20 protein-coding genes and 1 pseudogene are annotated in these 17,384 nt (G+C 70.9%); 5 read left to right on the plus strand and 16 right to left on the minus strand.

Annotation, left to right across the window (positions count from 1 at the left end; all coding sequences use genetic code 11):
• The first annotated feature begins 183 nt into the window (after window positions 1-183).
• Window positions 184-1,087, plus strand: a pseudogene (locus tag AC07EG_RS36710) (serine hydrolase domain-containing protein).
• Here the strand turns inward: AC07EG_RS36710 and AC07EG_RS36715 are convergent.
• Both AC07EG_RS36715 and AC07EG_RS36720 read right to left on the minus strand, forming a co-directional pair.
• Entirely contained in the window at window positions 1,069-1,689 is a 621-nt protein-coding gene (locus AC07EG_RS36715; RefSeq protein ID WP_478257869.1) for an HAAS signaling domain-containing protein, read from the minus strand. The pseudogene AC07EG_RS36710 and the gene AC07EG_RS36715 sit on opposite strands and share 19 nt — an antisense overlap.
• A complete protein-coding gene (locus AC07EG_RS36720) occupies window positions 1,686-2,015 on the minus strand; it encodes a helix-turn-helix transcriptional regulator (protein WP_478257870.1) in 330 nt (109 codons plus the stop codon). Before AC07EG_RS36720 ends, AC07EG_RS36715 begins: the two co-directional genes overlap by 4 nt.
• 70 nt (window positions 2,016-2,085) lie before the next feature.
• Between AC07EG_RS36720 and AC07EG_RS36725 the strand changes: the two genes are divergently transcribed.
• The gene (locus tag AC07EG_RS36725; protein ID WP_478257871.1) at window positions 2,086-2,517 is read left to right on the plus strand and encodes a hypothetical protein; all 432 of its coding nucleotides are present in this window, start codon (window positions 2,086-2,088) and stop codon (window positions 2,515-2,517) included.
• Window positions 2,518-2,520: 3 nt separating this feature from the next.
• On the opposite strand, the gene AC07EG_RS36730 is transcribed toward AC07EG_RS36725, so the two are convergent.
• From AC07EG_RS36730 to AC07EG_RS36750, 5 genes are all read right to left on the minus strand, one after another.
• Window positions 2,521-3,645 (minus strand): chymotrypsin family serine protease, encoded by a 1,125-nt coding sequence (locus AC07EG_RS36730; protein WP_478257872.1) that lies wholly within the window; start codon window positions 3,643-3,645, stop codon window positions 2,521-2,523.
• A gap of 136 nt (window positions 3,646-3,781) precedes the next feature.
• Window positions 3,782-4,780 (minus strand): zinc-dependent alcohol dehydrogenase, encoded by a 999-nt coding sequence (locus AC07EG_RS36735; protein ID WP_478257873.1) that lies wholly within the window; start codon window positions 4,778-4,780, stop codon window positions 3,782-3,784.
• Window positions 4,781-4,783: 3 nt separating this feature from the next.
• A complete protein-coding gene (locus tag AC07EG_RS36740) occupies window positions 4,784-5,905 on the minus strand; it encodes a 5-methyltetrahydropteroyltriglutamate--homocysteine S-methyltransferase (protein ID WP_478257874.1) in 1,122 nt (373 codons plus the stop codon).
• 4 nt (window positions 5,906-5,909) lie between these two features.
• Window positions 5,910-6,770, minus strand: a complete 861-nt coding sequence (locus tag AC07EG_RS36745) for an NAD(P)H-binding protein (RefSeq protein WP_478257875.1) — start codon at window positions 6,768-6,770, stop codon at window positions 5,910-5,912.
• Window positions 6,771-6,892: 122 nt separating this feature from the next.
• Complete coding sequence (locus tag AC07EG_RS36750; protein ID WP_478257876.1) at window positions 6,893-8,326, minus strand: MFS transporter; 1,434 nt, start codon at window positions 8,324-8,326, stop codon at window positions 6,893-6,895.
• Window positions 8,327-8,411: 85 nt separating this feature from the next.
• Here AC07EG_RS36750 and AC07EG_RS36755 point away from each other — a divergent pair, with 85 nt between their 5' ends.
• Window positions 8,412-8,789 carry a MarR family winged helix-turn-helix transcriptional regulator gene (locus AC07EG_RS36755; protein ID WP_478257877.1) on the plus strand — a complete coding sequence of 126 codons (378 nt, stop codon included), beginning with the start codon at window positions 8,412-8,414 and terminating at the stop codon, window positions 8,787-8,789.
• Between the two features lie 876 nt (window positions 8,790-9,665).
• Here the strand turns inward: AC07EG_RS36755 and AC07EG_RS36760 are convergent.
• Window positions 9,666-10,406, minus strand: coding sequence for a carbonic anhydrase family protein (locus tag AC07EG_RS36760; RefSeq protein ID WP_478257878.1), 741 nt, complete (start codon window positions 10,404-10,406; stop codon window positions 9,666-9,668).
• Between the two features lie 212 nt (window positions 10,407-10,618).
• Here AC07EG_RS36760 and AC07EG_RS36765 point away from each other — a divergent pair, with 212 nt between their 5' ends.
• Complete coding sequence (locus AC07EG_RS36765; protein WP_478257879.1) at window positions 10,619-11,095, plus strand: hypothetical protein; 477 nt, start codon at window positions 10,619-10,621, stop codon at window positions 11,093-11,095.
• Here AC07EG_RS36765 and AC07EG_RS36770 read toward each other — a convergent pair.
• From AC07EG_RS36770 to AC07EG_RS36800, 7 genes are all read right to left on the minus strand, one after another.
• Entirely contained in the window at window positions 11,058-12,212 is a 1,155-nt protein-coding gene (locus tag AC07EG_RS36770; protein WP_478257880.1) for a hypothetical protein, read from the minus strand. The genes AC07EG_RS36765 and AC07EG_RS36770 overlap by 38 nt on opposite strands.
• Window positions 12,213-12,269: 57 nt before the next feature.
• On the minus strand, window positions 12,270-12,566 hold the full coding sequence (locus AC07EG_RS36775) for a hypothetical protein (RefSeq protein ID WP_478257881.1): 297 nt from the start codon (window positions 12,564-12,566) through the stop codon (window positions 12,270-12,272).
• Window positions 12,567-12,765: 199 nt separating this feature from the next.
• The gene (locus AC07EG_RS36780; protein WP_478257882.1) at window positions 12,766-13,017 is read right to left on the minus strand and encodes a hypothetical protein; all 252 of its coding nucleotides are present in this window, start codon (window positions 13,015-13,017) and stop codon (window positions 12,766-12,768) included.
• An 80-nt stretch (window positions 13,018-13,097) separates the two neighbouring features.
• Entirely contained in the window at window positions 13,098-14,288 is a 1,191-nt protein-coding gene (locus AC07EG_RS36785) for a helix-turn-helix domain-containing protein (protein WP_478257883.1), read from the minus strand.
• A gap of 148 nt (window positions 14,289-14,436) precedes the next feature.
• Window positions 14,437-14,910, minus strand: a complete 474-nt coding sequence (locus AC07EG_RS36790) for an SRPBCC family protein (RefSeq protein ID WP_478257884.1) — start codon at window positions 14,908-14,910, stop codon at window positions 14,437-14,439.
• Window positions 14,911-14,914: 4 nt separating this feature from the next.
• Window positions 14,915-15,253, minus strand: a complete 339-nt coding sequence (locus AC07EG_RS36795) for an ArsR/SmtB family transcription factor (protein ID WP_478257885.1) — start codon at window positions 15,251-15,253, stop codon at window positions 14,915-14,917.
• The gene (locus AC07EG_RS36800; RefSeq protein WP_478257886.1) at window positions 15,243-15,674 is read right to left on the minus strand and encodes an SRPBCC domain-containing protein; all 432 of its coding nucleotides are present in this window, start codon (window positions 15,672-15,674) and stop codon (window positions 15,243-15,245) included. The genes AC07EG_RS36795 and AC07EG_RS36800 overlap by 11 nt, the downstream gene beginning before the upstream one ends.
• 154 nt (window positions 15,675-15,828) lie before the next feature.
• Between AC07EG_RS36800 and AC07EG_RS36805 the strand changes: the two genes are divergently transcribed.
• Window positions 15,829-16,440, plus strand: coding sequence for a class I SAM-dependent methyltransferase (locus AC07EG_RS36805; protein ID WP_478257887.1), 612 nt, complete (start codon window positions 15,829-15,831; stop codon window positions 16,438-16,440).
• Between the two features lie 10 nt (window positions 16,441-16,450).
• Here AC07EG_RS36805 and AC07EG_RS36810 read toward each other — a convergent pair whose 3' ends face one another.
• Window positions 16,451-17,377 (minus strand): NAD(P)/FAD-dependent oxidoreductase, encoded by a 927-nt coding sequence (locus tag AC07EG_RS36810; protein WP_478257888.1) that lies wholly within the window; start codon window positions 17,375-17,377, stop codon window positions 16,451-16,453.
• Window positions 17,378-17,384: the final 7 nt, after the last annotated feature.

The raw sequence follows: 17,384 nt of genomic DNA on the forward strand, positions 1-17,384 counted from the left end.
GGCAGGCCCGCCGCGTACAGCCGGTGAGGAGCTGGGCGCTTCGCTGGTGCTCGACCTCGACGGCGAGCGCGTCGTCGGCCTCTGGGGTGGCTACCGCGACCAGGCCCGCACCACGCCGTGGGACGAGCTCACCATCACGAACGTCTGGTCCTCCACCAAACCGTGACCAGCCTGGCCGCGCTGGTGCTCGCCGACCGGGGCGCGCTCGACCCCTACGCACCGGTCGCCCGTTACTGGCCCGAATTCGCCGCCAACGGCAAGGAGAACGTCGAGGTCCGGCACCTGCTCTCGCACACCTCCGGGGTGTCGGGCCTGGATCAGCCCGCCACCACCCGAGGACCTCTACGACCTGGAGAAGTCGACCGCGCGAATGGCGCAGCAGGCGCCGTGGTGGGAGCCGGGCACGGCTTCGGGCTACCACGCCGCCAACTTCGGGCACCTGATCGGCGAGGTCGTGCGGCGGGTGAGCGGGAAGTCGCTGAGGCAGTTCATCGACGACGACCTCGCCGGGCCGCTGGACGCCGACTTCCGATTCGGCGCGCCCCGGGCGGACTGGCACCGGATCGCCGACGTGGTTCCGCCGCCAGCGGCGAAGCTGGGCTTCGCCGCGCTCGGCCCGGACAACATCATGGTGAGGACCCTGACCGGCCCGGCGATCGACCCGAGCACCGCCAACACCCCCGCCTGGCGGCAGGCCGAACTCGGCGCGGTCAACGGGCACGGCAACGTGCGCTCGCTGGGGCGCCTGCTCTCGGTGATCCCCCGCGGCGGCACGGTCAACGGTGTGCGCCTGCTCGGCCAGGACACCATCGAGCTGCTCTTCGACGAGCAGGCCCACGGCGTGGACCTCGGCCTCGGCATCCCGCTGCGCTGGGGCATCGGCTTCGGCCTGCCGCGCCAGGACGTGCTGCCGTGGCTCCCGGACGGCCGCGTTTGCTTCTGGGGCGGCCGGGGCGGCTCGATGGTGATCATGGACCTGGACCGCGGGCTGACGCTGACCTACCTGATGAACCGGATGGCGCCGGGCATCATCGGCTCCGACCGCAGCGCCGCCTGCACCACCGCGGTCTACGAAGCGCTGGGCTGAACCACCGGCAACCGGGCGCAGTGGCGGCAGGCGCGGGCCGAAGCCGCCACCACCCCGTGCGACACCACCGTCAGCAGCGCGGCGGGCACCACCAGCGCCCACCCGCCTGCCGGGGCCGCGATCGCCAGCACCACGGTGGCCAGCGGCATCGCCACACCGGCGGTGGTCCCGGTCCACGCGGCCACCATCGGCAGCAGCGGCGGCATCGGCAGCCGCCGGGCCAGCACGCCGGTGGTGACCAGCGTGATGCCGGCGGCCAGCACGGCGACCACGCCGATCGCGGCCAGCACCTGCGCGACCTCCGGGACCTCGCTCCCGCTCCACACGGCCAGCCAGCAGGCGATCAGCACCGGCACGGTCAGCGCCACCACGCGGGCGGTGGCGCGGGTCTGCCCGATGGTCAGCTCGCGCTGGCAGCCGGGCACGAGTTCCTCGACCGTGCCGAACTCACGCAGGACTTCCCGGTACGGCACTCCGGGGTGTTCGGCGATGGCGTCGGCGAGGCCGTCGCGGATTTCGCCGACCAGCCTGGCCTTGGCGCGGGCCGGGCCGTGCAGGGCAGCCGACAACGCGGCGGCGTAGTCCTCGACCGGATCGCTCACTGCGCTCCCCTCACGTTGAGCACCGAGCCTATCGCCGCGGTGAATTCGGCCCAGCCGCTGCGTTCGGCGGCCAGCCCGCGCCTGCCCGCATCGGTCAGCTCGTAGCACCGGCGCCGCCGTTCGCCGTCGGTCTGCCAGCCGCTGCGCAGCAGGCCGAGCCGTTCCAGCCGGTTCAGCGCCGGGTAGACGGTGCCGGTGCGCAGTTCCAGCACGCCGGCGCTGCGCCGCTGCACCGCGGCGATGATCGCGTAACCGTGCAGCGGGCCCGGTTCGAGCACCGCCAGCAGCAGTCCGTCCAGGTGCCCGCGCACCGCGTCCGCTCTCATAGGTAGACAGCCTACCTATCCATGCAGTAGGAAGGGTACATATTGGCAGCCTACATATAGAGGGGTTCCGTTGACCAAGTTCCTGCTGTCCGTGCACGTGCTCGCGGCCATCCTGGTGGTCGGGCCGATCGCCGTGGCCGCGTCGCTGTTCCCCCGGTACGCGCGCGCCGAAGGCGGCGGCGGCGCGCTGCTGCACCGGATCTGCCGCGGGTACGCCGTGGTCGGCATCGCGGTCCCGGTGTTCGGCGTGGCCACCGGCGCGGCGCTCGGCGTGCTGACCGACGCCTGGCTGCTCGTCTCGGTGGTGCTCACCGCCGTCGCGGCCGGCGTGCTCGTGCTGGCCATCCTGCCCGGTCAGCAGCGCCTGCTCGACCTCCCGGAAGAGGCGGAGCCGGGCCGCCTCGCGACCCGGCTCACCATGCTCACCGGCGGGTTCAACCTGCTCTGGGCGGTTGTTGTGGTGCTGATGATCGTCCGTCCCGGGTCGACCACCGGCGCCTGAGCGTCAGGGGATGTACACGCCGAAGTCGGCGTTGGCGGTGGCGAAGTCCTGGAAGCCCATCCGCGGCCCGGCCGCGCGGGTCACCGTGCCCGCCGCCCGCACCCCGCCGCTCGCCTTGAGGTAGACCGAGCCACCGCTGTCCCCGCCGCGGGCACCCGGCTGGCCCTGCTGCTGCTCGACCTCCACCAGGTCCTCCGCGTCCTGCCAGAAGAACAGCACCTTCAGGTCGCACACCGGGTTGCCGGTCTGCTCGGCGCTGGTCACCCCGCTCTGGCAGAGCAGCTGGCCGACGAAGACGTGCGTCCAGCCGAGCACCTGCTCGGTGGTGTTGCTGCCGCCACCGCCGACGTACATCCGGTTGCTCGCCTGGGAGGTGGGGACCAGGGCGATGTCGTGGTCGTTGTGGCCCTGGCCCACGTTGCCGATGAACTCGCCGGCGCCGTCGGTGATCCGGTGCCCGTTCTGCCCGCAGTGCTCGGCGGTCAGCACGAACTGGTTGCCCGCCCCGTTGCGCACACCGAACCCGGCCGTGCAGATGGTGCCGGCCGTCTGGTTCCAGGTGCGGGCGCCACCCTTCCACGGCGGCGCGTCGTCACCGCGGGACACCGGTGCCATCGGTTCCTCGGGCAGCACGCGCAGCGGAACCCCGGCGACGGCGTCCAGTGCGCTCATCGCCATCGTGACCCCGGGTTTCGCGGCGAGTACGAGCCCGCTGCCGTCGCCGGGGCTCTTCACGCCATACGCACCGGACTCCGGGTTCTCCCGCAACCACGAGTTGAGCCGATCGGCGGCGGCGTCCAGCTCGCGTTCGCTGTGGGCCGCCGAAGCGACCCGGACGGGCGCCGACGCTCTGGCCACGTCCAGCGCTTCGTCGACGGCCGGCGTGGTCGAGCCCTTCCACCACAGCACCACGTCGGAGGTTTCGAGCACGATGCCGGCGTAGCCGTCGGTCCCGGCCAGCCGGGCACGCAGGGCTTCGGCCGCTTGGACGAGCGGCTGCTGGTCGAGCACGCGCTGCTCGGCCGCGGTCAGCGCGCGCACGGGTGCGGCCTGGGCCGCCGCCCACGCCGGAACCGCCGTGAGCACGGCAAATCCGAGGGCCAGCAAACTGATCTTCTTGGATCGCACGGTTCGCTCCTTGGGGACGGGGAGGGGAACGAGGTGCGCCGGCGCGGTAACAGATTCGCACGAATCCGGGCGGTGGCGTGGGAAAGCACCGCCTTCCGACAAAACCGGCCAGACGAAAGTCGGGTGGAACGGCACCCTAAAGCCGCGGGTCGACGTGCACCTTCGGCCCGGGACGGCGACCGGCGAGCACCTCGGCGACCTCGCCGAGCCCGACGGTCGCGGTGACCAGCGGCCGCGGGTCGACGAGCCCGCTCGCGTAGTGCCGGATCGTCTCGGCCAGCCCCGGTGACGCGCTCAGGATGCCGATCGCGGTCACGTCCTTGAGCACCAGCGTGCGCGTGTCGATCCGGCTCGGCCGTCCGGCGAGTCCGATGTAGACGACGCGGCCGGACGGTTCGACCAGGTCCAGCGCCCAGGCGGGCAGCTCGGCCGCGTTGGCGGCGTCGACCACCGCGTCGAACGGCAGCCGGGGCAGGTCTCCGGCGGTCCAGACGTGGTCGAACCCCAGTGACCGCGCGAAATCCAGCGATCCCGGGGTGAGGCCGACCAGGTGGACCTCCGCGCCTGCCGCCCTGGCGAACATCGCGGTGAGCAAGCCGATGGCCCCCGGCCCGAGCACGAGCACCCGCGCGCCGGGACGGGCGTTCGCCGCCCGTGCCGCCCGCAACGCGTTGCCCCCGGGTTCGACCAGCGCGCCGAGCGTGGCGTCGACCGCGTCCGGCAGCGCGTGCAGCGAATCCACCGGCACGGCCAGCCGTTCGGCGAGCGCCCCGGCCCGGCCACCCCGGATGCCGACCTCCTGCCGGTCGGCGCAGACGTGCTGGTGGCCGCCCAGGCACCGGCGGCAGCGCCGGCAGCCGAGCATGGTGTCGCCGACGACCCGCCGTCCCAGCCACCCCCGGTCGACGCCCTCGCCGAGGGCGGTCACCGTGCCGGCCCACTCGTGCCCGATGCGCACCGGGTAACGCGCGTGGCCGTCCGCGAGGTACTGCATCTCGCCGGTGAAGAACTCGGTGTCCGTACCGCAGACACCGGCGCGCTCCACCGCCACCACGACCTCACCGGCGACCGCCACCGGCGGCTGGACCTCCAGCACCGCCCCCGCGCCCGGCGCGGTGACGGCGAACGCCCGCACGCGTCAGCCCCAGATCAGCGCCGCCGTCTCGACGATGCGTTCCAGCTTGGCCTTCTGCTCGTCCGGGGTCAGGTCGTTGCCCTCCTCGGTGGAGGAGAAACCGCACTGCGGGGACAGGCAGAGCTGGTCGATGTCGATGAACTCGGTGGCGGCCTCCACCCTGGCCCGCAGGGAATCCACGCTCTCCAGCTCACCCCGCTTGGTGGTGACCAGGCCGAGCACCACCTGCTTTCCCTTGGGCACGAACCGGAGCGGTTCGAACCCGCCCGAGCGCTCGTCGTCGAACTCCAGGAAGTAGCCGTCGACGTCCAGCTCGTTGAACAGGGCGTCGGCGACGAAGTCGTAACCGCCGGTGGCGATCCACGACGACCGGAAGTTGCCGCGGCACAGGTGCGTGGTCACCCGCAGCCCGGCCGGGCGGTCGCGCAGGGCGGCGTTCATCGTGGCGATGTTGCGCACGTGCTGCTTGTCCGGATCGCCGCCGGTCCTGGCCACCATCGCCCGCTGCTCGGGGTCGTTGAGGTAGGCCAGGCTGGTGTCGTCGAGCTGGAGGTAGGTGCAGCCGAGCCCGGCCATTCCGGCGATCTGCTGGCGGTAGGCGGTGGCCAGGTCGGCGTAGAACTCCTCGAGGTCGGGGTAGGCCGTCTGGTCCACGGCGGCGCGCCCGCCGCGGTAGTAGACCATGCTCGGCGACGGAATGGTCTGCTTCGGCGTCATCGAATCGTCCACAATGGACTTCAGATAGCCGAAGTCGTCGGCGAAGACGACCTCGTCCAGCCCGATCCGGCCGGTGACGCGGAAGGCCGACGGGCTGAACTCCAGGTCACCGCGCTCGTTGTGGAAGGTGACGTGCAGCCGCTCGTCGCTCCGGCCGATGCCGCGCAGCCGGTAGATGAAGTCCATGTGCCACGAACCGCGGCGGAACTCCCCGTCGGTGGCCGACCGGAGCCCGGCCGAGCGTTGCAGCCCGACGACCTCGCGGATCGCCTCGTCCTCCACGGCCCGCAGCTCGACTGCGGTGATCCCACCGGCGGCAGCTCTTTCGCGAGCCGCCTTCAGCGCGGGCGGGCGCAGCAGGCTGCCCACGTGATCGGCACGGAACGGCGGTGTCTCGCGCGGTGTCATCCCTTCATCGTCGAACAGGTGTCAAGCCCGGCGCGAATTCCGCCCGGTGCTCGGCGGCCCACTGGCGGAACGTGCGCGGCGGGTGGCCGGTGAACCGTTCGACGGTGTTGTTCACCGGCGCGGGCATCCCGCTCGCCTGCTCGGCCACGTCGATCAGGTGGTCCAGGATGGCCTCGGGCAGCCACGGCGGCCGGCGTTCGTGCGCCTGCTGCCCGGTCAGCGCGTCCACCGGGATCGGACGGCCCAGCTCGTCGGCCAGTACCGCGACGATCTCCGCCTGGCTCAGCGATTCCGGGCCGGTCAGCACGAGTTTGTGCCCGTGGTAGCGGCCGGTGGTGAGCAGTTCGGCCACCACCTCGGCGATGTCGTCTTCGTGGATCGGGGTGAACTGGCCTTCCGGGTGCACGAGGCCGACGCGGCCCGTGGTCCGGATCTGCTCGGCCCAGTCGCGGCGCGCGTCACTGGCGAGCCAGCCGGGGTAGATGACCGTGTGCCGCAACCCGGATTCCCGCACCGCCCGTTCGGCGGGGAGGTGGCCGCGGCGGATCGGGTTGTCCGGGGCGCCTTCGAAGACGTCCGGCGAGGACAGCAGCACGACGTACCGCACCCCGGCTTCCGCCGCCGCGGCGAGGAACTCCGCCGGGGCCACCCGGGTCGGGTAGGGGAACACCGCGTCGACCCCGGCCAGTGCCGCCCCCGCGTTGTGCGGGTCGACGAGGTCCAGTTGCACGGGCTCGACCCCGTCGGGCAACTCCAGGCCGGTGACGTCACGGGCCGAGGCCCGCACGCGGTGCCCGCGGCGGGCCAGTTCGGCGACCACCCGGCTGCCGACGTTGCCACGTGCCCCGGTGACCAGAACCGTCATGCCAACCCCTTTGCTAACAAATCATCTTTGCTCGCAAAGGTATACCGAAGCCGCGGCACCGTCCAGCACGGCGGTGGGCGCCGCCTTCGCGGCACCCACCGCCGTGACCCCCGGATCGTGGCTTATTTCGCCGCGAGCACCAGTTCGGGCTGCGCCACCCGCGAGCGCCGGACGACGCCGGAAACAGCGACCAGCAGGCCGAGCACCGCGATGCCGGTGACCACGGCCAGCGCGGGCGTGAGCCCGTTGAGCACGTTGGCGCCCTCGCCGCCGTTGGCGGTCAGCACCGCGGTGACCACGGCGAGGCCGATCGCGCCGCCGACCTGGACCGAGGTGTTCAGCAGGCCACCGGCCAGGCCCTGCTCGTCGTCGCCGATACCGGCCGTGGCCTGGATGTTCAGCGAGGAGAACGCCAGCGTGAAGCCGACGCCGAGCAGGATCATGCTGGGCAGCACGGCACCGGCGTAGCTGGAACCCTCGTCGATGCCGAGGAACAACGCGTACCCCACGACGTGCGCGGCGACACCGGCGAGAATGGTGCGCGGCGTGCCGACGCGGTCGATCAGCGGCTCGATCTTCGGCGAGCCGAAGGCGACGATCAGCGCCGCCGGCAGGAAGCCCAGCGCGGTCTGCAACGCGGACCAGCCCAGCACCGACTGCAGGTAGAGCATCACCACGAACTGGAAACCGATGTACGCGCCGAAGAACAGCGCGCCCCCGAGGTTGGCGCGGGCCAGCGGGCCCGAGCGGAGGATGCCGAGGCGCAGCAGGGGGTGCTTCGAGCGCTTCTCGATGAACACGAAGGCGACCAGCAGGCCGATGGCGAGCGCGAAGGACACCAGCGTGCGCGGCGACGCCCAGCCGATCTCCGGCGCCTCCACCACGGCGAAGACGAGCAGCAGTGAACCGGCGGCACCGGTGATCGCGCCGGGCAGGTCGTAACCGCCGCTGCTCTCGGGCCGGTAGTGCGGGATCAGCTTGAGCGCGGCGACCAGCGCGGCGAGCGCGATCGGCACCGGCAGCAGGAAGGTCCAGCGCCAGCCGACCTCGGTGAGCAGACCGGAGAAGACCAGCCCGGCGGAGTACCCGCTGGCACCGAACACGGCGAAGATGCTGATCGCCTTGTTGCGGGCGGGGCCCTCCTGGAACGTCGTGGTGATGATCGAAAGCGCGGCCGGGGCGGTGAACGCGGCCGCCAGCCCCTTGATGAACCGGCTCGCGATGAGCAACGGCCCGCTGTCGACCAGCCCGCCGAACAACGAAGCGACGGCGAACACCGCGACCGCGACGAGGAAGACGCGGCGGCGGCCGAGCAGGTCGGCGGTGCGGCCGCCGAGCAGGAGCAGGCCGCCGTAGCCGAGCACGTAGCCGCTGACGACCCATTGCAGCGCGCTGGTGGAGAGGCCGAGTTCGGCCTGGATGGACGGAAGGGCGACGCCGACCATCGACACGTCGAGCGCATCAAGGCCGACGACGGTGGAGACGGTGAGGAGCACGCCCCACAGGCGGGCGTCCCACCGGGTCGAGGAGGTGGACAGGTGCGCGGAAGAGCTCATGCGGGGGACATTACATGCGCATGCATCTAATGCCAACGCATTTAATGCACTTGCATATGATTCGGCTGCATGCTATCTTGGCCGGGTGAGCGACGTCGCCGAGCAGACCCTGGTGCAGGAGTGGCGCACCCTGTCCGCACGGCACGCCGCGGTGTTCAACGCGCTCGAATGCCGACTGCAGGAACAGCACGGCATCGGCATCAACGAGTTCGAGGCCCTGGAGCGCTTGGCCACCTGCGACTACAAGTGCCGGGGCACCGACCTGACCGAAGCGGTGCACCTGAGCCAGAGCGCCACCTCCCGCCTGGTCGCCCGCCTGGAACGCGAGGGCCTGGTCGAACGCGCCATCTGCGCGCAGGACCGGCGGGGCATCTTCATCACCCTCACCCCGGCGGGCCGAGAGCGCTACGAAGAGGCGAAGCCCACCCACCGCAGCATCCTCGCCAGCACCCTGCGCCCTTAGTCCCGCGCGCGGGTCGCCGCACCACACCTCACTGCCCCGGTTCGATGCCCAGGCAGCAAGCACGCTTCACAGACGAGCGACGCTCGGCAGGCGAGTGGACAGGCAAGCGAACGGCGGCCGGATGACCGAAGGGTGAGCGGTCGAACGAACGGGCGGACAAGCGGGCGGGGGAATGCTCGGACGGCCGGGCAGGCAGGCGAGCGAGACGGCGAGTGAACGGACGGACGAGCAGGCGGCGGGCGAACGCAGACAAGCGAGCGGCAGGCAAGCGGGCAAGCAGCCCAGCAAGCAAGCGGACAAGCAGCCAAGCAAGCGGGCGGGCAAACAAGCAAGCAGGCGACCAGGCGAACCAAGGGCGAGCGCGCGAACCAACGACCAGGCAGGCAAGCGAACAACAGCCAAGCAAGCAAGCGAACAAGCAGCCAAGCAAGCAAGCGAACAAGCAGCCAGGCAAGCAAGCGGGCAAACGAGCGAGCGGGCAACCAAGCGAACCAAGGGCGAGCGCGCGAACCAACGACCAGGCAGGCAAGCGAACGAACGGCCAAGCAAGCAAGCGGGCAAACGGCAGGCGAACAAACGGCCAAGCAAACGCGCGAACAAGCAGCCAGGCAAGCAAGCAGTCAAGCGGCAGGCGAACAAGCAGCCAAGCGAGCAATCAAGCGGTAGTGAACAAGCAGCCGAACGATCAAACGAGCGAGCAGAACCAAAGGCGAGCGAGCCACCCCAACCCAAGCCCCCACCCAGCCCCCCCCGTCCCACCCCGGCCCGCAGCCAAAACACGGCGGAGGAGGCTTTGTCAAGGCATCTTTCCCGCCTTGACAAAGCCTCCTCCGCCGTAGTCACACTAAAAACCGGGGTGGGTCCCCGTCCATGAACTCAGAATTGCGGAACCGCACTGACCGTCCGCCCGTTCAACGGCTGCACCCCCCGCGCATTCCCCGACGTGAACAACCCCTGGAACCGGGCGATGGTCTCCGCCGAAACAGTCAGTTCCGCGGTCAGGAACCACTGCACACCCTCACTGAACGGCGCCGTGGTCAACGAACCCCGATAGCGCAGCGTACTCCGGTTGACCGGCAGCAAAGAATTCAGATCAACCCCGGGAACCACAACCGGCGCCCCGCACTCCGGCGCCAGCGCCGCCAGCACCGTGTCCACAGTAGACGGAGCACCCGCCCGCAACGGCACCCCGATCACCAGCAGCTTCCCCGCCGCGCTCCGGTGCACCAGGTGCATTTCCAGCGGATCGGCGTGACCGGCGAACTTGTGCTCCGACGGGGTGTGGAAGTGGAACTGCTCCAGCTCGTACCGCACCCCGGCCACGGTGACGTGCCCGGCACCCGGGGTGACCACGGCTTCCTCGGTCTCCTCGTGGTGGCGCGCGGTGCAACCCGCCGGGTCGGCGTTGTCCTTCCGGACGTACTCCAGCTCCAGCTCGGAGTGCCCGTAGGCCACCTCGAGCCGCGGCTGGTGCGCGTCGAGCTTGACCGCGCCCGGGGTGACGTTGATCGGGCTCTGCAGCGGCAGTTGCGACTGGGCGGCGGCGCCGCCGGTGGTCAGCGTCGCCACGACGAGGCCGAGCGGGAGCAGGATGGCGGTGAGACGTCTGCGTGTCACGGTTCGAACCTTTCGGACCCCAGAGAAATCGGTTCACCCTTCCGGATGAACTCGATCGAGAGTCCACATCTTTCTCCCGTTTCACTCGTTTCAACCAGTCCGTTATTCGCTCAAAGGGAACAATCCACCCAAGCCTCCCGCCAATCGGAAGTGATCTGCGCTACACGCGGTTCAAGCTGCGCCGGAAACCACTCCCCCGTATTGTCCGATTTGTGCCTCTTATTCCCGTGCTCGCGTCCCTGCTGATCACCGTCCCCGTGCCCCCGGCGTCAACCCCGCAGTCCTGCGGCGGCGTCACGGTCGCCGTCTCCCTGCCCGGCGAACTCGTGGTCCGCTGCGCGCACGGCGCCACCAACGCCGAGCAGGCGCTGGCCGGAACCGGGCTCGACCTCGAACTGGGTCACGGCACCGGGGCCTACGGCGAACCCGATTACGTCTGCCGGATCAACGGCGTGCCCGCCCCGGCCGAAGACGACTGCGCCGGCCACCAGGACGGCCGGCCGTACTGGAAGGTGTGGCGCGTCGGCATCGACCCGGTCGCCTGGCGCAGCTCGCAGACCTCCGGCGGCCCGGCCGGGGTGCCGGTCTGCGACGGCAGCCTGGTCGGGTTCAGCTTCGGCACGCAGATGCCGGTGGGCCCGGCGGAGGTGGTCACCACCCCCGGCTGGCTGCCGCCGGTCTGCCGCTGACCGGCGCCGCCAGCTGCTCCACGGTCACCCAGACCGCCAGCACCAACGCCGCCAGCACCACCACCGCCAGCACCCGGAGGTCCACAGGGGCCGCGTCCGGCGCCAGGTACGGCAGGTACGAGAACAACGACCCGAACTGGGTCAGGACCGGCAGTGGCCACAGCAGGCGCGGCAGGTGGAACGCGGCGACGACGGTGAGCACGTCGGCGAGGAAGAAGTACCGCTCGTGCATGGCGGGCAGCAGGAACGGCACCAGCAACGCGGAAACCGTGGCCAGCAGCAGTATTCGCGTGGTGGTCAGCTCGGTCGCCCCGGCCAGCAGCGCGATGATCCCGCCGAGCAGCAGCAACCCGGTCAGGGCCACCCCGGCCGCCTTGAGCAGGCCGGTGTCGGTGACCTCGGTGAGGAACTGGTAGGCGTTCGGCGCGTTGAGCGTGAGCTGACCGTGGGTTTCGGTCTGCGAGGCGTAGACCGCCAGCAGCGGCACCGGGTCCGCGCCGATCAGCAACGCGGGCACGTCGAGCAGCAGGTAGACCCCGGGGACCAGCAGCAACACCCGCCAGGGCAGGTGCTTGGCGAGCACCAGCAGCAGCAACACCGGGAACAGGAACACCGCCTGCAGCTTGAACGCCAGCGCCAGCCCGAAGAAGGCACCGGCCAGGTACGGGCGGTGGCGCAGCGCGAAGTACAGCCCGCCGAGCGCGAACGCCGAGTAGCTCGAATCCGCCTGTGCCCACATCGAACTGTTCAGCACGACGGTCGGCAGGAAGGCCACCACCGCCCCGGCGAGCACCGGCCACCAGCGGCCGGGGTGGCGCAACTCGACCAGCCGGTAGGCGAAGCAGGCCAGCACGAAGTCGAAGGCGATCGAAATCAGCTTGATCCCGAGCAGCGGCGGTACCGGCAGGTAGCTCAGCACCACCAGCAGGTACAGGTACGGCGCGTTGTAGTTGGCGAACTCGTACCGCAGCGCGCGCCAGCCGCCGTGCTGCTCGATGAACTCGTACCAGCGCGACAGGAACATCTCGTAGTCCCCGGAGCGGTAGTCGAAGAACAGCGTGCGCACGGCGAACGCCGCCAGCACCAGCAGCGCGAGCGCACCCACTTTTTTGGCCATGGCGGTCAGCCAAGCGCGCTCCGCTGTGAACGGGCTGTGCGCCGGGTGTGCGCGGGCTCAGCGGAACAGGTGCTCGATGCGGCTGGAGATCGCCGAGACCAGCGGGGCGAACCTGGCCCGGCCGCCGAGCAGGGACTGCACCTTCGACCAGCGGCTCAGCGTCAGCTCGGGGTGGACCGTGCCGGGCACCCCGCGCTGGAGCGCCCGCATGTCGTCGGCGAGCAAGCTGAGGTTGTCGTCCAGGACATCGCGCTTCGGCACGTCTTCGCGGCCGGTCTGCGCACGCAGCCGGTCGAGCAGCACCAGCAGTTCGGTAGCCGAATCCGCCGTCGTCCCGGCCTCGATGCCGATCACCCCGCTCTCGCGCCGACGCCGAGAACAGACGTTACCGTGCGCGAAAAGTCGAGGGAACAGGCGGCGGGAAATCACTGTGTCCACAGTCCAACGGTTACTCACCGCCACCACCGGTGGTCCTAAGCGGACTGTCCGGTGTGCGGAGTCCTCTTCGGACCCCGGTGACGGGTGGAACCCAGCGGAACGGACGGGTCGGGGGTCAGCCCGTTCCACCGGGGGCGGGGGGAGCGGACCGGGCGGTGGCGAACCAGGCGCCGGGCTCGGCGTCGGTCGGCGGCCGCGACGGCCTGCTGTCGGCGGTGCAGCGGCATTCGTGGAAGAGGCAGGTCCAGGCATCGGGAAAGCGGGTCCCGCAGCCGCGGCAGGTCCGGAAGACCCGGCTGACGAACTCGGCGGGGCTCTCGTCCTCCGCCCGGTACGGCGGTCGCGGCTCCGATCTTTCGCCTGGCACCAGCACCTCCTGTGATCGAATCATCACGCTAGGCGCAGTGCGGAGCGACTTGTGCACCAGAAGTGCACAGAAGCCGTGGTTTACCCGGTTGGGGCAACGCCCATGCGCCAGGCCAGCCCGCGCAGTTCGCGGCCACCGGCGTCGCGGCGGGCGCTACCGAGCAGGTCAGCGACGGCCTCACGAGCGAAAACGTTGTTGCGGACCTTCTGCGGGGCCAGCTCCTCGGCCTTCAGCAACGCGGAGAGCCCTTGCTCGCGGGTCTTCCGCTCAGTGAGCAGACCGCGGCCCAGATCCATCCAGAAGGCTGACTGCCGGGAGCGCGACACCCCGGCCGGCCGCACCCGGCGGGCCAGTTCGGCGACCCCGGCCCCCATGCCGAGCTCCAGGCCGATGGTCACCTGCCAGATGCCGACGTTGGTCCGGCCGAAGTTGGTGTCCATCCACGGGCTCACGTCCGGCCCGAGCCGCGCGGCCAGCGCGGCGGCTTCGGCGAGGTGGGTGTCCGCCTGGTCGGCCTGGCCGCTGGTGGCCGAGGCCAGCGCGGCGGTCAGGTGCGCCAGCCCGGCCGTTTCGGGCCGGGTGCCGGGCATCTCGGCCACCCGCACGGCCAGTTCGTACTGCCGCGCCCGGTTCGCCCCGGACAGCAGTTGCGCGCGCTGGTAGGCGGCGTAGGTGGTCCACACCGGATCGTCGAGCCCCTCGGCCGCCTGGTGCATGCGCTCCACCGCGAGCGCGGGCAGCCCGGCGAAGCCGAGGTCGTGCACCAGGTAGGCGGCGGCCTTGTAGGTGCTGATCAGGCCGATCAGCGCGTCACGGCGGTGCGCCGGGCCGGCCGAAACGGCCAGCAGTTCGCGGATCAGCCGCGGGATGAGCTCCACCTGGGCGGCGAAGTCGGCGTCCGGGCGGAGCACCTTGTTCAGCCGCCGCACGTCGGCGGTGACCTGCGCCCACGGCCGCACCGGCGATTCCGGCACCTCGCCGACCCACCAGCCGGTCAGCGCCTCCTCCACCGCGGGCACCCCGGCCCGGACGTCGTCGTCCAGCGGGTCCCTGGCGACGTAGGGCTTGCCGGTCAGTTCGGTGGGCGAGACGCGGAGCGTGCGGGCCAGCGCTTCGAGCACCCGCCTGCTGTTGACCGGCTTCTCACCGCGCTCGATCTGGCCGAGGTAGGTGAACGAATAACCGGAAAGTTGGGCCACCGCCCGCAGGCTGAGCTGGCGCCACCCGCGAATCTCCCGGAGCCGCCGCCCCAGATCCGTCGCGGGTTCCATCGCCCTACGCCACCCTTCACCTCGACGCGCCGACTCGTCCAGGGTAGCCACCCCTAGATCAGGTGAACACTCCCACAGTGTTACTACGGGTGGTGATACGGGTACGCACGATCGCGTAGATTACGCCGGTTGGCGGAACTTACTGGAACTATCCAGCGATTTCGACCGACGCGTCGGACAACCGCGGGTTGGGCCGGCCCCGCCCGGTCTCGATCAGTTCACGCAGGCTGGTGCCGATGTAGTGGGTCCACGCGCTGGTGCAGATGTCGTAGCACTCGTAGGCGGGGACCAGGCCGCGGTGGGTGAAGCGGACCTCGGTCCGGCCGTCCCGCCCGGTGACCTCGAATTCCACCGTGGTACCGACCCACTCGGTTTTGTCCTCGGTGAACTGGAAATAATTCTCCAGCACCAGCCACGAAACCCGGCGGCCCGGCACCAGTTCGGTCAGCCGCGCGCGGCAGGTGTGCAACTCGGCGCTCCGGTACTCGAACTCGCCCCCGAGGCGGTCGGTGTCGCCGTCGATGTCGGCCGACCACCAGGCCCGCACGTCGAGCACGGCGGCGAAGACCTCGGCAGGCGGGCGGTCCACGGTGAACGCGGTGGTGAATGCGGTGTCGCTCAAGGTTTCAGTCCTTTTCGAGTTGGGTTTTCAGTGCGTCCAGGCGGCTGTCCCAGTCACGCGCCAGCGCGGCCAGGAACTGCTGCGCCACCTGCATCGGGGCCGACCGCAGCCGGTACCGCACCCGGCGGCGCTCCCCCGGCTCGGCGGTGACCAGCCCGGCGTCGGCGAGCAGGGCCAGGTGCTTGGCGATGGCCTGCCGGGTGATCGGCAGGCGGCCGGCCAGGTCGGTGGCCGTGGCCGGGCCCGCCGCGGCCAGCGCGGCCAGCAGGGCGCGCCGGCTCGGATCGGCGAGCGCGGTGAAGACCTGTTCCGCGACAGCTTCGGTGTCGGCTTCAGGCGGCATCGAGGTAGGTCACCAGTTCGCCCAGTTCGCTCGCCCAGCCGCGGACGTTGCCGTCGAACGCCTTGGCGTGGTCCTCGTCCGGCAGTTGCGCGAACCCGGATTCGACCACCGTCAGCCGGGTGCCCGCTCCGGCCGGTTCGAGGGTGAACTCGACGTAGGTGCGGCGCGGGTCGCCTTCGGGCAGGCCGTAGATGTGCCAGGTGAAGCCGTACACCGACGGCTCCTCGACCCGTTCCACGCGCAGGTCGGCCTGGTTGCCGTCGTCCCACTTCAGCTGCCCGGACCCGCCGGGGCGCAGGTCGATCGACGCCTGGTTGCCGAACCAGGTGCCCAGCCCCTCGGCGGTGGTCAGCGCCGCCCAGACCTGGCTCCGCGGCTTGCCGATTTCGACGGTGCGCTCGATGCGATCGGGGAACGCCATGGGATCCTCCTCATAGTGGCAACCAACTGGTTGCAACTCTATGGCAACCGACTGGTTGCGTCAAGACTGGGTGTCCTGCCAGCGGTCAGGTGATTAGCCTCGGTCCCATGGCACGTGTGGTGGTCCTCCGTCGGCCACGTGTGGCGCGCGGGTGATGGCCACGCGCACCGCGAGGAGCTGGCGCCGGGCCGCCCGCAACCGGTCCGCCGGTGGGGCGGGCATGTACACCCCGCAGCGGCGGGAACTGCTGGCGGGCCTGACCGGCACGGTGCTGGAGATCGGCCCGGGGGCCGGGGCGAACACCGCGCACTTCCCGCGGGGGATCCGGTGGCTCGGCCTGGAACCGAATCCGTACCTGCACGAACGCCTGCGGCAGCGGGCGAACGGCTCGGTCGTCGGCGGGGTGGCGGAGGCCATTCCGCTGGCCGAGCACAGCGTGGACGCGGTGGTCGGCACGATCGTGCTGTGCTCGGTCGAGGACCAGCACCGGGTGCTCGCCGAGATCGTCCGGGTGCTGCGGCCGGGTGGCCGGTACGTGTTCCTGGAGCACGTCGCCGCGCCGGAAGGCACCTGGTCGCGCTGGGCGCAGCAGCGGGTCGCGCCGCTCTCGCGCTGGCTCGACGGCGGCTGCGACCCGGCCCGCGACACCGGCCTCGCCATCGAAACCGCCGGGTTCGAGCGGGTGGAGACCGAAGAATTCCTGCTGCACGGGCCGTTCGGGGTGAAGATCCCCCACCTGACCGGCTGGGCCAGCACGGCCAGGTGAGGGGTTCGGCTCAACTCCCGAACTTCGACCGCACGTCCGCGACGATCAGGTCGTGGTCGATGCTCAACGCCACCATCGCCCCCAGCGCCGCGCTGGTCACCGCGTGGATCCACGGTGACGGCCAGTTCGGCAACCGGGCGGCCTCGCCGGCGGCGTAGACCCGGTCGACCGAGGTGTGCCCGTGCTCGTCGATGCGCACGGAGCCGTCGTCCATCAGCTCGCAACCCAGCGCTTCGGCCAGGGCGCCGTGTGCGTCGAGCGGGGTCTTGATGAACATGGCATCGCGTGCCACGGTCTCCCCCGCGACCGTCACCCCGGTGAGGCGGCCGTCGGCACCGGTGACCTGGTCCACCGCCTCGGTCCGGACCTCCACTTCGCACACCTTCAGCGCGGCCGCCGCCTCTTCGTCGAACTCCGGGGTGCCGTTGGTGAACAGCACCACGTCGGGGCTGTAGCGGGTCAGCTGCACGGCCAGGTGCGCCGCCGAAGTCTCCGCCCCCAGTACCGCCAGCTTCTGCCCGCGCACCTCGAAACCGTGGCAGTACGGGCAGCCGTGGACACCCTCGCCCCACAGTTCGGCCACCCCGTCGACCTCGGGTAGCCGGTCACGGCGGCCCACGGTCAGCAGCACGCTGTGCGCTCGTTCGGCGGAGCCGTCGGCGAGCACCACGGACGCACCCCCTTCGCCCGCGGTCACCGACGACACCGCGACGTCGCGCACCGTCACCGTTTCGTACTTGGCCAGGTCCGCCCTGGCGATCTCACGGAACTCCGCCGGGTCGATGCCGTCCCGGCTGAGGAAACCGTGCATCGCGTGCGCCCGCGCGTTGCGGGGTTCCCCGGAATCCACCAGCAGCACCCGCCGCAGGGCGCGGCCCAGGACCAGGGCCGCGTTCAGGCCGGACGGCCCGGCACCCACCACGATCACGTCGTACATGCTTCTC

It is taken from the genome of Amycolatopsis sp. NPDC045836, assembly GCF_056431745.1.

What these genes read in the sequence shown, in the direction of transcription:
- AC07EG_RS36745 (WP_478257875.1), bottom strand. Translation starts at nt 6,770, where the DNA reads ATGACGGTTCTGGTCACCGGGGCACGTGGCAACGTCGGCAGCCGGGTG.
- AC07EG_RS36750 (WP_478257876.1), bottom strand. Translation starts at nt 8,326, where the DNA reads ATGAGCTCTTCCGCGCACCTGTCCACCTCCTCGACCCGGTGGGACGCC.
- AC07EG_RS36800 (WP_478257886.1), bottom strand. Translation starts at nt 15,674, where the DNA reads ATGGCGTTCCCCGATCGCATCGAGCGCACCGTCGAAATCGGCAAGCCG.
- AC07EG_RS36740 (WP_478257874.1), bottom strand. Translation starts at nt 5,905, where the DNA reads ATGACACCGCGCGAGACACCGCCGTTCCGTGCCGATCACGTGGGCAGC.
- AC07EG_RS36720 (WP_478257870.1), bottom strand. Translation starts at nt 2,015, where the DNA reads ATGAGAGCGGACGCGGTGCGCGGGCACCTGGACGGACTGCTGCTGGCG.
- AC07EG_RS36795 (WP_478257885.1), bottom strand. Translation starts at nt 15,253, where the DNA reads ATGCCGCCTGAAGCCGACACCGAAGCTGTCGCGGAACAGGTCTTCACC.
- AC07EG_RS36770 (WP_478257880.1), bottom strand. Translation starts at nt 12,212, where the DNA reads ATGGCCAAAAAAGTGGGTGCGCTCGCGCTGCTGGTGCTGGCGGCGTTC.
- AC07EG_RS36810 (WP_478257888.1), bottom strand. Translation starts at nt 17,377, where the DNA reads ATGTACGACGTGATCGTGGTGGGTGCCGGGCCGTCCGGCCTGAACGCG.
- AC07EG_RS36785 (WP_478257883.1), bottom strand. Translation starts at nt 14,288, where the DNA reads ATGGAACCCGCGACGGATCTGGGGCGGCGGCTCCGGGAGATTCGCGGG.
- AC07EG_RS36805 (WP_478257887.1), top strand. Translation starts at nt 15,829, where the DNA reads ATGGCCACGCGCACCGCGAGGAGCTGGCGCCGGGCCGCCCGCAACCGG.